The organism is Paraburkholderia sp. DD10, assembly GCF_049177125.1.
Taxonomy (GTDB): domain Bacteria; phylum Pseudomonadota; class Gammaproteobacteria; order Burkholderiales; family Burkholderiaceae; genus Paraburkholderia; species Paraburkholderia terricola.
In genome coordinates this window covers 535909-552685 of record NZ_CP185393.1, presented here as the reverse complement: position 1 = coordinate 552685, position 16777 = coordinate 535909, and the positions used below count along the sequence as shown (strand labels likewise).

Genomic DNA, 16777 nt, shown 5'->3' with positions numbered 1-16777 from the left:
CGAGCGTGTGTCTTTCGAACGCGAGTTCATGCGTCGCCGTTGCGCGCGATGACTCCGCCAATGCCGTCCGCGGTCGGCTGCGTTCGTGCCGCTTCGTCCCGGCGCTTGCGCGGCGCGGTTTCGATGAGGAAGAACGCAACCACGGCTCCGATTGCGAGACTGTAAAGCGCGAAATCGAGCGTGCGTGCAAGGCCGAAATGCTGGGCGATGAAACCTGCGATGACCGGCGCAACCCCGCCGCCAAACGTCTCGCCCACGCCCGACACGAAGCCGATCGTCGACGCAATGAGCCCGACCGGCGCGGCCTCCGTCGCGATCGGGCCACTGAGCAGGCTCAACAGACCCATCGAGAACATCGCGACACCGAAGAGCAGAATGAACAACATCGTCGGATTGGGACCCGTGCGTGAAAACAGATACAGAAGAACGGCCGCGCAGATGAACCCGATCAAGGCAGCCGGGCGGCGGCCAATGAAGTCCGAGAGCCCGGCGAGCGCGAAACACCCGATAAAGCCGCCGAATCCCACAGCGGACGCAACGAATCCCATGCTTCGCATGTCGAGATGCACAACGGAAACCAGGTACATCGGCACCATCGCGCCGATCACGAATATCCCGCTCATGGCGCAAAGAATGGCGAGGGTCGCGACGGCGACGTTGCGGCTTGCAAACAGTTCAGTCCAGCGCGGCCGATCGACCGGTTGCCGCGACGCATGGACCGTGGGCGCATCGCGATCACGCACGCAGCGCCAGATCAGCGCTGCCACGATAAAGCCGGGCACGGCCGACAGCGTGAACACCCAATGCCAGTTCGGGACGACTTCGAGCAATTGCGTGGCGGCGATAGGTGCGAAGCCGAGGCCCATCAAGGGAATCATGCTGATCTGTATGCCCTGATTCAGCCCGCGGCGCGCCGGCAGCGACGCCTCGCTATTCGCGGCGATGCTCGCCGGCGTGAATGCGCCCTCGGCGACGCCCATCGCGGCTCGCAACAGCAGCAAACTGATAAAGCCGCTCGCCAAGCCGGAAAGACTCGACAGTACCGAGAAGGCGATCATCGTCGTCACGAGAATCTTCTTGCGGCCGATGCGGTCGGCAAGCGGCCCCATGGCGATCGACCAAAGGCCCCACGCGACGCCGAGTATCCCCACGAGGCTGCCCAGTTGCGAGTAGTTCAGCCCCAGGTCGCGCATGATGTGCGGAAACAGCGGAGCGAGCAGCCAGCGATCGAAGCCGACCAGTCCAAACCCAATGCCGAGAAGCGCAAGTGTCCCGCGTTCATAGCGAACGTCGTGCCTAGGGGCGTTCATTGTGGTGTCTCCTTTGTATTGCGTTTATTGAGTCGCCGGTCCTGTCTGCGCAGGTCGGGAAACTGAAGCTGAATTCGATGCTGCGTGCTGCTAGCGGTTTGCGAACGTCGGCGTGGCGCGCCGGGTGGGCGGCGGAAAGACGCTCCATCGACCGTCGCCGTGCTGGAAGAAAAATATCGTCACGCGGTTCTCCGACTGCGGCGACACGACCTGGACACATCGATTCGGTCCCAGTTTCGCCGGCCTGACGCGGCTCACCTCCAATGACGAAATGGCTGTTCGCCCAAACCACTTTTCGACATGGAACCGCAAGGATTTCTCTTCAAACATGGCTTCCCCTCCTGCCCCCGCATAGCCGGCCAATGGCGAATGGACTTCGGCACGGACCACTGCGGTTACCCGACCCGCCCGCTTCATCCAGTGCGCTAACGTTAGCACAATGATAAAGGGCGTTTTTCCACGCGTCAAATAAATCTGGCTATGCAAATGAGCTCGCGTTAGCATTTGCAACCGCGAACTTCAGAGGTAAACGCGGCGATCAGTGGCGCACGGCTCGGTCCATTGCGAGCTTCACCGTTGTGCTATCGTTACAAAAAAAGCACCTTGAACGGATAACTCAAATGGTCACCATCAAAGACATCGCCGCGCGTCTACAGGTCTCCCCATCCACGGTAGGACGGGCGCTTGCCGACGACCCACGCATCAGCGCAGCCACCAAACAGAAAGTGACTCAAGTCGCGGATGAAATGGGTTACGTGGCCAATCTCGCTGCACGCATGATGCGAGGCGTCTCGAGCAATCTCGTGGGCCTGGTTCTGCCGGACATCAGGAACGGTTTCTACGCGACCATCGCCCATGCGCTGTCGAAATGCCTGCAGGCAGCCGGCTATCAACTGGCCCTGTCGGAAACGGACGACGACCGAATGGTCGAGTTGCAGAGCGTCCGTGAACTGGCGAGCGCGAATGTCGCGGGCATCATCATCGTGCCGACCGCGAAGCCCCATCGCGAAACGATCCGCTTGATCAAATTGTCCCCGCACGTGCAACTGTTGCGCAGGCATGCGGCGATCGGGGATCAGTGGTTCGGAATTGACGATACAGAGGCGATCTTCGAGGCGACCAGTCACCTCGTGCAGCTCGGCCATCGCCGGATCGGCTATATCGGCGGCACAGACGATCTGCCTACGGGTTCCGCGCGCCTCAAGGGTTATCACAAGGCACTGAGCGGCGTTGCAGCGGGCGAGCCCGCCCTTGTGCAACTGGGCGCGCCGAGCGAGGTCGACTTCGGTGCTAACGCAACCCGCCGGCTCCTGTCGTTGTCCAAGCCGCCGACGGCAATCGTGGCCGGTTCGGTCCAGATGACCCAAGGCATCCTGGAAGAATTGCTGGCTCAGGGCGTGCGAGTTCCGGACGACCTGTCGGTCGTTGGCTTCGGCGACGAACTCGGCTTCCGGTGGTGGGGACCGGGATTGACCACCGTGGGACTTCCCGTACACGATCTCGCCACCGCGTGCGGGCTGTGGTTCGTGCATCACGTCCGGCAGAATTCCGCTACCGCTTCACCCTACACATCGATCTCGCCAGCGACACTCATCGTGCGGGGCAGCACGCGCAAACCGGGCTCGCCGACCAAGACATCGGTACGCGCTTCGCCGCGCGGCGCCACGGCTTGACGGATGCGAACACGGTTGTGCCTAACGATGATCGTCGGCAATCCGCTCGACGAACTCAGGCACAAGCGTAAACAGATCACCCACCAGACCATAATCGGCGACGCTGAAAATCGGCGCTTCCGGGTCCTTGTTGATCGCGACGATCACCTTGCTGTCCTTCATGCCCGCCAGATGCTGGATCGCACCCGAAATCCCGACCGCGATGTACAACTGCGGCGCGACGATCTTGCCGGTCTGCCCGACCTGGTAGTCGTTCGGCACGAAGCCCGCATCGACCGCCGCGCGCGAGGCGCCCAGCGCCGCGTTCAGCCTGTCGGCCAGCGGCTCGAGCACCTTCGTGTAGTTCTCGCCATTGCCCAGACCGCGGCCGCCCGAGACGATGATCTTCGCCGAGGTCAGTTCGGGGCGGTCCAGCTTCGTCAGTTCACGGCTCACGAACTGCGAGATGCCCTGGTCCGCCGCAGCGTCGATCTTTTCCACCACTGCATTGCCGCCTTCGGCCGCGACCGCATCGAAACCGGTCGTGCGCACGGTGATGACCTTGATTGCGTCTTGCGACTGCACGGTGGCGATCGCATTGCCCGCATAGATCGGGCGCTCGAACGTGTCGGCCGAATCCACCGCGGTGATGTCGCTGATCTGCGCGACGTCCAGCTTCGCGGCGATACGCGGCGTGATGTTCTTGCCGTAAGGCGTCGCCGGCGCGAGGATGTGCGTGTAGTCCTTCGCGATGTCGAGCACCGTCGCCTCGACGTTTTCCGCGAGGCCCGCTTCCAGTTGCGGCGCGTCGGCCAGCAATACCTTCGACACACCCGCGATCTTCGCGGCCTCGTCCGCCGCGGCCTGCGCGTTGTAGCCCGCCACCAGCACGTGAATGTCGCCGCCGATCTTCTGCGCTGCTGCGATCGTGTTCAGCGTCGCCGGCTTGATCGATGCGTTGTCGTGTTCAGCCAATACAAGATTAACCAGATTCGTCATTTGCCCTGTCTCCGCGTTTTACTTAAAGCACCTTGGCTTCGTTCTTCAGCTTCTCGACCAGCGTCTTCACATCCGCCACCTTCACGCCAGCGGAGCGCTTCGGCGGCTCGGCGACTTTCAGCGTTTTCAGGCGCGGCGTGACGTCAACACCGAGGTCCTCGGGCTTGAGCGTTTCCAGCGGCTTCTTCTTCGCCTTCATGATGTTCGGCAGCGTCACATAGCGCGGCTCGTTCAGGCGCAGATCGGTCGTGACCACGGCGGGCAGCTTGAGCGACAGCGTCTCGGCACCGCCGTCCACCTCACGCGACACGGTCGCCCTGCCGTCGGCCACGACAACCTTCGACGCAAACGTCGCTTGCGGCAGGCTGGCGAGCGCGGCGAGCATCTGGCCGGTCTGGTTCGAATCGTCGTCGATCGCCTGTTTGCCGAGGATGACCAGTTGCGGCTGCTCCCGGTCGACCAGCGCCTTCAGCAGCTTGGCGACCGCCAGCGGCTGCAGTTCCTCGTTCGATTCGATCAGCACGGCGCGGTCCGCGCCGATCGCCAGCGCCGTGCGCAGCGTTTCCTGCGACTGCGTGACGCCGCACGACACCGCGATCACCTCGGTCGCCACGCCCGCTTCCTTCAGACGCACCGCCTCTTCCACCGCGATTTCGTCGAACGGATTCATCGACATTTTCACGTTCGCGATGTCGACGCCCGTGCCGTCCGACTTCACCCGGACTTTCACGTTGTAATCGACCACTCTCTTCACAGCAACAATGATCTTCAAAATGTCTTTCCCCTTGGCGTTAAGGATAGGGATAAAACCCCTGCCCACTCTTTCGGCCGAGATAGCCGGCGTCGACCATTTCCTTGAGCAAAGGCGCCGGGCGATACTTCGGATCGTTGAAGTCGCGGTACAACACGTTCATGATCGCGAGCGTCGTATCGAGTCCGATGAGATCCGCCAGCGCCAGCGGTCCAATCGGATGATTCGCGCCTAGCTTCATACCCTCGTCGATCTCTTCGGCGCTCGCGTGCCCCTCGTGCAGTACGAAAATCGCTTCATTGATCATCGGTATCAAAATGCGATTGACCACGAAGCCCGGCGAATTCCTCACGCAAATCGCGGTCTTGCCGATACGCTTTGCGAGGTCGACGGTGGCGTCGAAGGTGGCATCGCTAGTTTGAATCCCGCGAATGACTTCGACGAGCGCCATCAATGGAACGGGATTGAAAAAGTGCATTCCCGTCAAGCGGCTCGGGTCATCGAGCATCGCACCGAGCTTCGTGACGGACACCGACGACGTATTGGTTGCGATGATCGCATTCGGCCGCACGATCGCATCCAGCTTCTTCAAGATCCCCTCTTTGATCTGAATATTTTCCGTCGCTGCTTCGATCACGAAGTCGCGGTCGGCAAGGTCAGTCAACAAAGTACTTCCCTTGATTCGTTCCAGCGCCGCCGCTGCCTCCGCCTGCGCTGTTTTCCCCTTCGATACCATCCTGTCGAGATTCGCCGCAATACCTTCGATGCAGCGTTTCAGCGCGTGTTCATCGAGATCCGTGACGATTACGTCGAGGCCGGCTATCGCACAGACCAGCGCAATGCCGCTTCCCATTTGCCCCGCGCCGACGATTCCAATTGTCTGCATGTCGCTCTTCACTCACATGTTCGGATAGTTCGGCCCACCGCCGCCTTCCGGCGTGACCCACACGATGTTCTGCGTCGGGTCCTTGATGTCGCAGGTCTTGCAGTGCACGCAGTTCTGCGCGTTGATCACGAGGCGCTCGCCGCCGTCGTCGGTCTTCACGAATTCATAGACCGCGGCCGGACAGTAGCGCGCTTCGGGACCGGCATAGGTCTGCAGGTTCACGTTCACCGGCACCGTGGGGTCTTTCAGCGTCAGATGCGCCGGCTGGTTCTCTTCGTGATTGGTGTTCGAGATGAACACCGACGACAGCCGGTCGAACGTCAGCCTGCCGTCCGGTTTCGGATACGTGATCGGCGTGCATTGCGACGCGGGCTTGAGCATCTCGTGATCGGCGTGCTGATGATGCAGCGTCCACGGCACGTTGCCGCCGAACAGCTTCTGCTCGATGCCGACCATCAGCGTGCCGAGGTACAGGCCCTTGCTCATCCACTGCTTGAAGTTGCGCGCGCGATGCAGTTCGGTGTGCAGCCACGATGTGCGGAACGACTCCGGGTAGGCCGTGAGTTCATCGTTCCGACGTCCGGCCTGCACCGCATCGAACGCCGCCTCGGCGGCCAGCATGCCGGTCTTGATCGCCGCGTGACTGCCCTTGATGCGCGACGCGTTCAGGAAGCCCGCATCGTCACCGACGAGCGCGCCGCCGGGGAACACCAGCTTCGGCAGCGACATCAGCCCGCCCGCGGTGATCGCCCGCGCGCCATACGAGACGCGCTTGCCGCCTTCCAGAAACCCGCGGATCGCCGGATGCGTCTTGTAGCGCTGGAATTCCTCGAACGGCGACAGATACGGGTTCGTATAGCCGAGGCCGACCACGAAGCCCACCACCACCTGGTTGTTATCCATGTGATAGAGGAACGAACCGCCGTAGGTATCGGTGTTCAGCGGCCAGCCGGCGGTGTGCATCACGAGACCCGGCTTGTGTTTCGACGGCTCGATTTCCCACAGTTCCTTGATGCCGATGCCGTAGACCTGCGGATCGACGCCGTCGCGCAGCCGGAATTTCTCGTCCAGCTGGCGGCCCAGATGCCCGCGCGCGCCTTCGCAGAAGAGCGTGTATTTCGCATGCAGTTCCATGCCGAGCTGGAAGTTCTCGGTGGGCTGGCCGTCCTTGCCGATGCCGAGATTGCCGGTCGCGACGCCCTTGACCGAGCCGTCGTCGTGGTAAAGGATCTCGGCAGCCGGAAAGCCCGGAAAGATCTCGACGCCCGCCGCCTCCGCCATGGTGCCCAGCCAGCGCGTGACGTTCGCGAGACTGATCACGTAGTTGCCGTGGTTCCTGAAGTTATCCGGCAGCGCCCAGGCCGGCACGCTCTTCGAGCCGGTTTCGGTGAGGAACAGGAAGCGGTCCTCGGTCACGTCCACCGTGAGCGGCGCGCCTTGTTCCTTCCAGTCGGGAATCAGTTCGGTGATCGCGCGCGGGTCCATCACCGCGCCCGAGAGGATGTGCGCCCCGATCTCCGAGCCTTTTTCCAGCACGCACACGCCAAGCTCGACGCCTTTCGCAGCCGCCAGCTGCTTCAGGCGGATAGCCGCCGACAGGCCGGCCGGGCCGCCGCCGACGATCACGACGTCGTATTCCATCGACTCGCGCGGGCCGCCGATTTCCGGGAGATTCATTTATCAATGTTCCAGGCTGGTTGCGCCGCTGCTGTAACAGGTAGCGGAATGCGCCCGCGACTACAGAAGCTTCGTGCGGCGTAAATCATCGATCTGCGCTTCGCCCATCTCGAGCCAGTCGCGAAGCACGTCGCCGGTGTGCTGCCCCAATGTCGGCGGAGATCGCAGGTACTGCACGGGCGATTCCGACAGGCGAATGGGATTCGCGACCAGCGCCACCTGCTTCGCCAACGGATGCGGCATTTCAATGCGCACGTTGCGAGCTTGCACGTGAGGGTCCGAGAACACCGCTTCGAGATCGTTGATCGGGCCGCACGGCACGCCTGCCGCTTCCATCACCGCAATCCATTCCTTCGTCGGACGGCGCAACGTGGCGGAGCGGATCATCGCGACGAGTTCATCCCTGCTCTTCACCCGCTGCGGATTGGTGGAGAAACGTTCGTCGCTGCTCCATTCCGGTTTGCCCAATACAGCGCACAGACTCGCGAACTGACTGTCGTTGCCGACCGCGAGGATCATGTAGCCGTCGGCCGTCGGAAACTCCTGGTACGGGACGATGTTCGGATGGGCGTTGCCGATACGTCGAGGTATCACGCCGCCGACGAGGTAATTCGCCGCCTGATTCGCGAGACAGGCGATCTGCACATCCAGCAGCGCAAGGTCGATGTGCTGTCCCGCGCCGGAGCGCTCGCGCCGGGCGAGTGCGGCGAGAATCGCCACCGTCGCATACAGTCCCGTCATGACGTCCGTCGACGCGACGCCGACCTTCATCGGCCCTTCGCCTTCGGTGCCGTCCGCGCGCCCGGTGAGGCTCATGAGCCCGCCCATGCCCTGAATCAGAAAGTCATAACCGGCGCGCGCGGCATAAGGTCCGGTCTGGCCGAATCCCGTGATCGAGCAGTAGATCAAGCGAGGATTCAATTGCTTGAGACTCGCGTAATCCAGACCGTATTGACCGAGGCCACCGACCTTGAAGTTCTCGATCAGCACATCCGCCTTGCCGGCCAGTTCCTTCACGAGACGCTGTCCTTCCGGCTGGCTCAGATCGATCGTGATGGACCGCTTGTTGCGATTCGCGCACAGGTAATAAGCGGACTCGCCCATCGACTCATCGTCGGCATCGTTCAGCCACGGCGGTCCCCACGCGCGCGTATCGTCACCCTTGCCCGGCCGTTCGACCTTGACCACGTCGGCACCGAGGTCGGCCAGCAGTTGGCTCGACCAGGGGCCGGCCAGCACGCGCGAAAGATCGAGCACGCGCAGACCCGCGAGCGCGCCTTGTTGATTAGTCTCGTTCATAAGCGATCAAAAAGCTGCAATGCCGGTGATGGCGCGACCGAGGATCAGCGCATGAATATCGTGCGTGCCTTCATAGGTGTTGACCACTTCCAGATTGACGAGATGGCGCGCGATGCCGAACTCGTCGCTGATGCCATTGCCTCCGAGCATGTCGCGCGCGACGCGGGCGATGTCGAGTGCCTTGCCGCATGAGTTGCGCTTCATGATGGACGTGATCTCGACTGCCGCGGTGCCTTCGTCCTTCATGCGGCCGAGGCGCAAACACCCCTGCAAACCCAGCGTGATTTCCGTCTGCATGTCGGCGAGCTTTTTCTGCACCAACTGGTTCGCCGCGAGCGGCCTGCCGAACTGCTTGCGATCGAGAACATACTGACGCGCACGATGCCAGCAGTCTTCGGCCGCACCCAACGCGCCCCATGCAATACCGTAACGCGCGCTGTTCAGGCAAGTAAACGGCCCCTTGAGGCCCCGCACTTCGGGAAACGCGTTCTCTTCCGGGCAGAACACTTCATCCATCACGATCTCGCCCGTGATCGACGCGCGCAGACCGACCTTGCCGTGAATAGCCGGCGCCGACAGTCCTTTCCAGCCTTTCTCGAGCACGAAGCCGCGGATCGCGCCTTCGTCGTCTTTCGCCCAGACGACGAACACATCGGCAATCGGGCTGTTCGTGATCCACATCTTGCTGCCCGTCAGCGAATATCCGCCGTCGACCTTTTTCGCGCGAGTCATCATGCTGCCGGGATCGGAGCCGTGATTCGGCTCGGTCAGGCCGAAGCAGCCGATCCATTCGCCCCTCGCGAGTTGCGGCAGATATTTCTGGCGCGTCGCTTCATTACCGAACTCGTTGATCGGCACCATGACGAGCGACGATTGCACGCTCATCATCGAGCGGTAGCCGGAATCGACGCGCTCCACTTCCCGCGCGACCAATCCGTAGCAGACATGGTTGAGACCGGCGCCGCCGTATGTTTCGGGGATCGTCGCGCCGAGCAATCCAAGCTCGCCCATCTCGCGAAAGATGGCCGGGTCGGTGGACTCGTGACGAAAAGCTTCGAGCACGCGCGGTGCGAGCCGCTCCTGGCAATACGCGTACGCCGATTCCCGCACGAGGCGCTCCTCTTCCGCCAACTGCTGGTCGAGCAGCAACGGATCATCCCATTGAAACGACGGCTTGTGCTTTGAACTCATTTCATACTCGCTAGAGAAACTGTCATGCCGCGAATTTATCGGCACATGCGCGTCACGACAAACGATTTGTTTGCACTGACCTGTGCGAAAATCGCACAGGTCATCGACAATACCGGCGAGTCACGAGCATGCGCAGAAAGATCCCTTCGACAGCAGCGCTATCCGCATTCGAAACGGCCGCGCGCCATCAAAGCTTTACGAAGGCCGCGGACGAACTCGCGGTCACGCAAAGCGCGATTTGTCGGCAGATTGGTTCGCTGGAAGATTTTCTCGGCGTGAAGCTCTTTCGCCGCGATCGCCGCGGCGTGAGCCTGACCGAGGCCGGACAGATCTACAGCAAAAAAGTGGCGTCGCGTCTGAATGAAGTGGAACAGGACACGCTCGAACTCATGGCCAAGGGCGGCCACGGCGGCACGCTCGAACTCGCCGTGGTGCCCACGTTCGCGACAAAGTGGCTGCTCCCCCGATTGCCGCTTTTTATCGCGGAGCAACCGGATATCACCGTCAATCTCACGACACGGACTCGTCCGTTTCTCTTCGACGACACCGGATTCGACGCGGCAATTCACGCGGGCGCCGCGATCTGGCCGGGATCGGAAGGGCTCTTTCTGATGCGCGAAAGTCTGATCGCCGTGTGCAGCCCAACGCTGATCGCGCCGCGCACGCGCTTGACGGCGTCGGACTGGCGGCGTTACCCGCTTTTACAGCAGAGCACGCGTCCGTACGCATGGCGCGACTGGTTCGCATCGCGCGGCATGCAGGTGGAAGGCGATATGTCGGGGCCGAAGCTGGAATTGTTTTCCATGCTCGCGGAAGCGGCGATTCATGGTATCGGCATCGCGCTGATCCCGCGCCTTCTCATCGAGGACGAACTGGAACGCGGCGTTCTGATCCAGGTGGCAAAGCACGAGTACTCGAGTGGCCGCTCCTATCACCTGATCTACCCCGAGCGCAAAGCCGGCGATTCGGCCCTGGTAGTGTTCGGAGAATGGATTGCCGACCAGGCGAAGCAATATCGGCAAACCATGGGGCTCGACTGAAGTTCGGGCGATCGAGTCCCGTATCTGTCGCACGGATGGGTCGCGCGAGCGGCGACAGCCATCCGTTCGCGACGATGGTCAGAACTTGACGCGCAGTCCCGCACTCGTGAGGAATTGCCGGTTCGTCGACGAAGGGCCGCCACTTCCGCCAATGAACGCACCGCTGAAAATCGTCCCCGCCGCACCCGTGACATGCTGATATTCGGCCATCAGGTAAACGTCGGTGCGTTTTGAAAGCGAATACGAAGTCATCAGATTGAACTGGTTCCAGCGCGGCTTCGCATGCAGGGACGCGTTGGAATACGAACCGTCCGTGAAGGTGTACGAGGCCGCGACCACCCATGCCGGATTGATCAGATAGCGGATATTGGCTTCAAAGTTGTCGAAGCCAAGATCCGTGGGCGACCTGGTGGCGGCGGGCGCCAGCGTGCTGCCGCGGTACACGGCCGTCGTATTGTCGTAATGCGAGTGACTCCACACCAGCCCCAGCGTTGCCGGGCCAATCACATAAGCGCCGCCGACGCCCCATACCTGCTGTCGCGCCGCATGGAACGTGGCGTCACCGGACGTGGACGAACCGTCGAGCGCGCCCGCCGCTCCGTCCCCCGGATTGTCGATTCGCATGTATGCCGCGCTTACCGTGAATGGACCGTGGTTGTATGTCGCGCCGGCACTGAACGCACGATTGTCGGCGAAATCGCCCGCCTTGTTCGAGAACGCATACAGGCCGCCGAATTTCAGACCGTGGATGTCCGGACTCGCAAATTTGACGGCGTTATCGAGCCGGAAGAAATCGCCGAAGTTGTCGTTGTCCATCGGGTGCATGAATTCGAGCCCGCCCACGAAGCTCTGCGCGACACTACGTGGAGCAAGATAGTCCACCACCGAATCATACTGACGGCCAAGCGTGAGCGCGCCATACGAACTGGACATGCCGACCCACGCTTGTCGGCCAAACAGGCGTCCGCCCTGCTGGAGACCACCGTTGGTTCCGGTAAAGCCGTTTTCCAGTTTGAAGATCGCTTGCAGGCCGCCGCCCAGATCCTCGCTCCCGGTCAGCCCCCATCGATCGCCGACGATGTTTCCCTGAGATGCAAAAACGTTGCTGTGACCCGCACCGCTTGCCGTGCGCTGATTGCTGACGTACGACACGCCATTGTCGATCAGCCCATAGAGCGTGACCGAACTTTGCGCATGTGCGGCCGCACCTATGCAGCCGCAAATCGCGGGTACAAGAAGCCTCTTCATTCGTTGTCTCCTGCCAGTCGTGATATTTGGGTTTTTCTGCGGGTGCTGCATTTTTCAAAGGCGTGGCACCGAACGCCATGCAGGCGTCGCCTGATTCTGAACAGGTCTTTTATTGGTGCGCACGTCGACGCCTTCGCCTTTTTGTCGTACCAGCGATCGCTGTCGGCTCATTGAAAGATCGATCGGGCCATCGAGCCGGCTTGCGATCTGTGCCCCTCTAGCGCGAACGTTAGCATCGACGGATTGAGTCTAGTTGCCACTTTCTGGCATGTCAATCCGGTGTTTAACTCCATGAATCAAGGGTTTTTACTGAACTTTCGTGCCTTAAGGCTAGGCCACCCAGGCGAACCACGGCTTGGCACTGCGTGATTGCTATGCTAACGTTAGTGCAATCAGGCAGGGTTTGCGGGGCACCGCCAACCACGCGGTCATTCCGTTCACCATCAGGCTCAGTTCCATGATCGATACAGTCTTCCTCACCGACTATGCGTGGCCCGACGATAGCGTCGAGCGCGAGATCGTCGAATCCGCCGGCATGCGGCTAGTCAGCGGACCGGCCGCTCCCTTGCCCGCGTCCGGCATCGAAGCGCTGGCCCGCGAGCATCTGCCTTCCGCGATCCTGACGTGCTGGGCGCCGGTGTCGGCCGAAACCATCGCGGCTTCCGCGCGGCTGAAGATCGTTGCAAGGCTTGGCGTAGGGCTCGACAACATCGCCGTGGATGCAGCCACCGCCCGCGGCATTTTCGTCACGAACGTGCCGGACTATTGCGTCGACGAAGTCTCCGATCATGCGGTCGGCTTCGCGCTTGCATGGACCCGCGGGCTGGTGATTTTCGATCGTGAAGTGCACGCCGGGCGCTGGTCTCCCGCCGATGCCCGTCTTCGCCGCCTGGGCGCGCTTACTTGCGGGCTGGTCGGCTTCGGCCGCATAGCGCGCGCCACGGCGCACAAGCTCGGCGCGTTCGGCTGCCGGCTGCTGACGCATGATCCTTTCCTGCGCGAGCCGGTGGCGGGCGTGCAAGCCGTGGCGCTCGACGAACTGCTCGCCAACAGCGACATCGTGATCGTTCATGCGCCGCTCACCGACGGCACGCGCCACCTCATCAACCGCGAGCGAATAGCGAAAATGCGCCGCGGCAGTCTGCTGATCAACGTGAGCCGCGGCGGCATCGTCGATACGGATGCCGTTATCGAAGCGCTGCAAAGCGGGCAACTGTCCGCGGCAGGGCTCGACGTGCTCGACTCCGAGCCGCGCGTTCCGGACGAACTGCTGCGCCAACGCGGCGCGATGTTGACGCCCCACGTCGCGTTTTCGTCAGACGCATCCTTGCTGGAACTTCGCAGACGAGCTACCGAAGAAGTCGTGCGGGTACTGCGCGGCGAAGCGCCGCGCAATCCATGCAATTCGCCAGCGGCCTGACCGCTTCAACCGTTTCATTTCAACCACTCGTGATGACGCAATTCAATAGCCCCGACCCGCAACTCGATGCGTTTCTCGTCGAACACGAGCTCGCGCACAAGGACGAAGCGGCCACCTGGCACCCGCTCACAGGCGGCGTTTCGTCCGACATATGGCGTGTCGATGTTGCCGCGGGCTCACTGTGCGTGAAGCGCGCGCTCTCCACGCTGAAGGTATCGGCAAGCTGGCAAGCGCCCGTGTCGCGCAACGCCGACGAATGGGCCTGGATGCAATTTGCCGCGCGGCATCGCCCCGACAACGTGCCGGTTCCGCTCGCGCACGACGCCCGGCTCGGCGTGTTCGCCATGTCGTTTCTCGCGCCGTCGGCGCATCCCGTGTGGAAGCAGCAACTACTGCACGGAGAGGTCGAAGCGGACACGGCCCGCGCCGTCGGACGGCTGGTCGGGCATCTGCACGCGGTCAGCGCCGACGATGCGGAGCTGCGCGACAGGTTCGACACGCTCGACAATTTTCAGGCGCTGCGTCTCGATCCTTACCTGATCGCCACATCGCGGCATCATCCGAAACTCGAATCGAAGCTGCGCTATCTGGCCGGGCGCACCGCGAGCATACGCACGGCGCTCGTGCACGGCGACGTGAGTCCGAAGAACATTCTCGTGGGCCCCAGAGGGCCGGTATTGCTCGACGCCGAATGCGCGTGGTTCGGCGACCCGGCCTTCGACCTGGCGTTCTGCCTGAACCATCTGCTGCTCAAGTGCCTTGCTCGCCCCGATCGGCGGGAAGCGCTGATCGCTTCGTTCAAGGCGCTGACCGAAGCCTATTTCGACGAAGCGGACTGGGAACTGCGCGCGGCGCTCGAAGCGCGCACGGCCGAGTTGTTGCCCGCCTTGCTCCTCGCCCGCGTCGACGGCAAATCGCCGGTCGAGTATCTGACCGATGACGCGCAACGCGACCACGTCCGCGCGGTTGCCACCCGGCTGCTGCTGCAGCCGGTTGAATATCTCTATCAAGTGGCGCAAGCATGGCTGGAAGAGATCGAGTCGCGACAATCCTGAGAGGGTAGCGGAGAGCGTCGCTGCGTTGGCGACTCGTATGCGACTCGGCGCGCAGCCGCCGCATCCGCCCTGCTAACGTTTGCTCTCTCCGCACGATCGAGAGCCACACCGGCCTTGCCGGTTTGAGCATTTAGCAAGAAAAACCGCCTTAAACGGCCTATTGACAATGCACCGCAGCGTTTGCCACAATTTGTGCGAACGTTAGCAAAACCAGGAGACATCGTGAAAGACGTCAACGCCGATCCCCTCCGGTTCGATGCCCCGATCATGGGCGACGTGCCGCTAGCGCTTCGCCGCATCGTCACCGGCCACGACGCAAGCGGCGCATCGACAGTCGCACTCGATTCGCCGCCGCCGCGCTCCGACGCATACCGGCACATCCCCGGCATGGTCTCCCGTCTTGTCTGGGCAACGGAACCGGCGCAAGCCATTCCTTTCGACGGCACGGACCCGACCCCCGCTGTCGCCACCTTCGTCCCCGCGGCGTCGGGCACGCGCTTTCTCATCGTGACGTTTCCTCCGGATAGCGTGTTCCTTGCACCCGATTTCGACCCGCAGGCCGCGGCCGCTGAAAACCTCGCGATCAGCCCTGGGCTTGCGGAGCTTTTCGAGGAGGACGGCATGCACGCGACCCCGACCGTCGATTACGGCATCGTTCTCGACGGCGAAATCTGGCTCGAACTCGACGAGGGACGCGCGGAGTTGCTGCGCAAGCATGACGTCGTCGTGCAGAACGGAACCCGTCATGCATGGCGAAACGAAAGCGACCGTCCCGCGACGCTGGCCTTCGTCCTGATCGGAGCGCGCGGCAGCACGTGACCGCGGCTCGACGTTGCGAACGCTCCGCGCGCTGCAAGGACATGAATCGACCATACAAATCAACCGCACAAATCAACCACCAACGAGGTAGACATTCCTTATGACTGAATCAACGATCGCCCATGTACACGGCCGACGCGTCTGGGACTCGCGCGGCCGTCCGACAGTGGAAGTCGAAGTCGCCTTGCACGGCGGCATGAGCGGTCGCGCGATCGCGCCCGCGGGCGCTTCGACCGGCAGCGGAGAGGCGCTCGACTTGCGCGACGGCGGCGCCGCCTTCGGCGGCCTCGACGTATCCAACGCGCTGTCGAAGGTCAACGGCGAGATCGCGAGCGCGCTAGAAGGCGCCGATGCCCGCGATCAGGCCGCTATCGACGCCCGCCTGGTCGCCCTGGATGGCACGCCCAATCGCAGCCGTCTGGGCGGCAATGCGATCGTCGCCACTTCAATGGCGGTCCTGCACGCCGCGGCTGCCGCCAGCACGCAGCCGCTATGGCGCTATCTCGCCGGAGAACGCGCGGTGCGCCTGCCGTTGCCGGAGATCCAGATATTCGGAGGCGGCGCACACGCGGCGCGCCGCGTCGACGTGCAGGACTTCATGATCATGTGCCCCGCCGCGCGCAGCTTCACCGAGGCGCTGGAGTGGACGGCGGAGGTGTACCGCGCCGCCGGCTCGTTGATGAAGCAGGCGGGCAAGCTTCAGGGCGTGGCGGACGAAGGCGGCTACTGGCCGGCCTTCGACTGCAACGAAGACGCCCTCGACACGCTGGTGCGCGCCATCGCCGACACGGGCCTGCAAGCCGGCAAGCAGGTCGGCATCTCGCTGGATATCGCCGCGTCCGAATTCGGCCGCAACGGAACGTACACGCTGGCGCTCGACGGCCGCACGCTCGACACCGCGCAAATGATCGACATGCTGGGGCGCTGGCTGGATACCTACCCGATCCTGTCGATCGAAGATCCGCTCGCCGAAGACGACGTCGAAGGCTTCCGGCTCTTCACGAAAGCCCACGGCTCGCGTTGCCAGATCATCGGCGACGACTTTCTCGTCACCAACGCGGACCGGGTCAGAACAGCCGCAACGGACGGCGCGCTCAATGCCGTGCTCATCAAGCCGAATCAGGCGGGCACCGTCACCGAGGCCTACGAGGCGCTGCAGGCAGGCAAGACAGCCGGATTCGGCACGATCGTGTCGGCGCGATCCGGCGAAACGGAAGACGTCACCATCGCGCATTTGGCGGTCGGCTGGGACGCGGGTCAACTCAAGGTCGGTTCATTCTCGCGTTCGGAACGCATGGCCAAGTGGAACGAGGTATTGCGAATCGAGGAAGCGCTGGGACCACAGGCGCAATTCAGCGGATGGTCCGCGCTGCCCTTCATTCATCGCGCGATGTGAATCGTCGTACCGTCGCCGAAAGCTCGCCATCAAC

Annotated in this window: 14 protein-coding genes; 6 read left to right on the top strand and 8 right to left on the bottom strand. The window is 62.5% G+C overall.

Annotated features, from left to right (window positions below; genetic code table 11):
* Window positions 1-26 precede the first annotated feature (26 nt).
* Window positions 27-1310: an MFS transporter gene (locus tag ACOCG7_RS17885; protein ID WP_114162174.1), complete on the bottom strand. Its 1284-nt coding sequence runs from the start codon at window positions 1308-1310 to the stop codon at window positions 27-29.
* Between the two features lie 578 nt (window positions 1311-1888).
* Between ACOCG7_RS17885 and ACOCG7_RS17880 the strand changes: the two genes are divergently transcribed.
* Window positions 1889-2983, top strand: coding sequence for a LacI family DNA-binding transcriptional regulator (locus tag ACOCG7_RS17880; protein ID WP_421379293.1), 1095 nt, complete (start codon window positions 1889-1891; stop codon window positions 2981-2983).
* Between the two features lie 21 nt (window positions 2984-3004).
* Here ACOCG7_RS17880 and ACOCG7_RS17875 read toward each other — a convergent pair whose 3' ends face one another.
* From ACOCG7_RS17875 to ACOCG7_RS17850, 6 genes are read right to left on the bottom strand one after another with little or no spacing between them, the layout of a single operon-like run.
* Window positions 3005-3952, bottom strand: a complete 948-nt coding sequence (locus ACOCG7_RS17875) for an electron transfer flavoprotein subunit alpha/FixB family protein (RefSeq protein WP_114163456.1) — start codon at window positions 3950-3952, stop codon at window positions 3005-3007.
* Window positions 3953-3983: 31 nt separating this feature from the next.
* Window positions 3984-4733, bottom strand: a complete 750-nt coding sequence (locus tag ACOCG7_RS17870) for an electron transfer flavoprotein subunit beta/FixA family protein (protein WP_114162173.1) — start codon at window positions 4731-4733, stop codon at window positions 3984-3986.
* A 19-nt stretch (window positions 4734-4752) separates the two neighbouring features.
* Entirely contained in the window at window positions 4753-5598 is an 846-nt protein-coding gene (locus tag ACOCG7_RS17865; protein WP_114163455.1) for a 3-hydroxybutyryl-CoA dehydrogenase, read from the bottom strand.
* Window positions 5599-5610: 12 nt separating this feature from the next.
* Window positions 5611-7275: an electron transfer flavoprotein-ubiquinone oxidoreductase gene (locus ACOCG7_RS17860; protein ID WP_114162172.1), complete on the bottom strand. Its 1665-nt coding sequence runs from the start codon at window positions 7273-7275 to the stop codon at window positions 5611-5613.
* Window positions 7276-7335: 60 nt separating this feature from the next.
* Window positions 7336-8574, bottom strand: a complete 1239-nt coding sequence (locus ACOCG7_RS17855; protein WP_114162171.1) for a CaiB/BaiF CoA transferase family protein — start codon at window positions 8572-8574, stop codon at window positions 7336-7338.
* A 6-nt stretch (window positions 8575-8580) separates the two neighbouring features.
* Window positions 8581-9765, bottom strand: coding sequence for an acyl-CoA dehydrogenase (locus ACOCG7_RS17850; protein ID WP_114162170.1), 1185 nt, complete (start codon window positions 9763-9765; stop codon window positions 8581-8583).
* 128 nt (window positions 9766-9893) lie between these two features.
* On the opposite strand from ACOCG7_RS17850, the gene ACOCG7_RS17845 reads away from it, so the two are divergent.
* Complete coding sequence (locus ACOCG7_RS17845) at window positions 9894-10805, top strand: LysR family transcriptional regulator (RefSeq protein ID WP_114162169.1); 912 nt, start codon at window positions 9894-9896, stop codon at window positions 10803-10805.
* 78 nt (window positions 10806-10883) lie between these two features.
* On the opposite strand, the gene ACOCG7_RS17840 is transcribed toward ACOCG7_RS17845, so the two are convergent.
* Window positions 10884-12053 (bottom strand): porin, encoded by a 1170-nt coding sequence (locus ACOCG7_RS17840; RefSeq protein ID WP_114162168.1) that lies wholly within the window; start codon window positions 12051-12053, stop codon window positions 10884-10886.
* Window positions 12054-12510: 457 nt separating this feature from the next.
* Here ACOCG7_RS17840 and ACOCG7_RS17835 point away from each other — a divergent pair, with 457 nt between their 5' ends.
* The 4 genes from ACOCG7_RS17835 (at window position 12511) to eno (ending at window position 16743) form a co-directional block, all read left to right on the top strand.
* Window positions 12511-13473 (top strand): C-terminal binding protein, encoded by a 963-nt coding sequence (locus ACOCG7_RS17835; protein WP_114163454.1) that lies wholly within the window; start codon window positions 12511-12513, stop codon window positions 13471-13473.
* Entirely contained in the window at window positions 13452-14528 is a 1077-nt protein-coding gene (locus tag ACOCG7_RS17830; RefSeq protein WP_244219979.1) for a phosphotransferase family protein, read from the top strand. The genes ACOCG7_RS17835 and ACOCG7_RS17830 overlap by 22 nt, the downstream gene beginning before the upstream one ends.
* Before the next feature lie 267 nt (window positions 14529-14795).
* Window positions 14796-15347 carry a cupin domain-containing protein gene (locus tag ACOCG7_RS17825; RefSeq protein ID WP_114163452.1) on the top strand — a complete coding sequence of 184 codons (552 nt, stop codon included), beginning with the start codon at window positions 14796-14798 and terminating at the stop codon, window positions 15345-15347.
* A gap of 100 nt (window positions 15348-15447) precedes the next feature.
* Window positions 15448-16743 (top strand): phosphopyruvate hydratase, encoded by a 1296-nt coding sequence (eno, locus tag ACOCG7_RS17820; RefSeq protein ID WP_114162167.1) that lies wholly within the window; start codon window positions 15448-15450, stop codon window positions 16741-16743.
* Window positions 16744-16777: the final 34 nt, after the last annotated feature.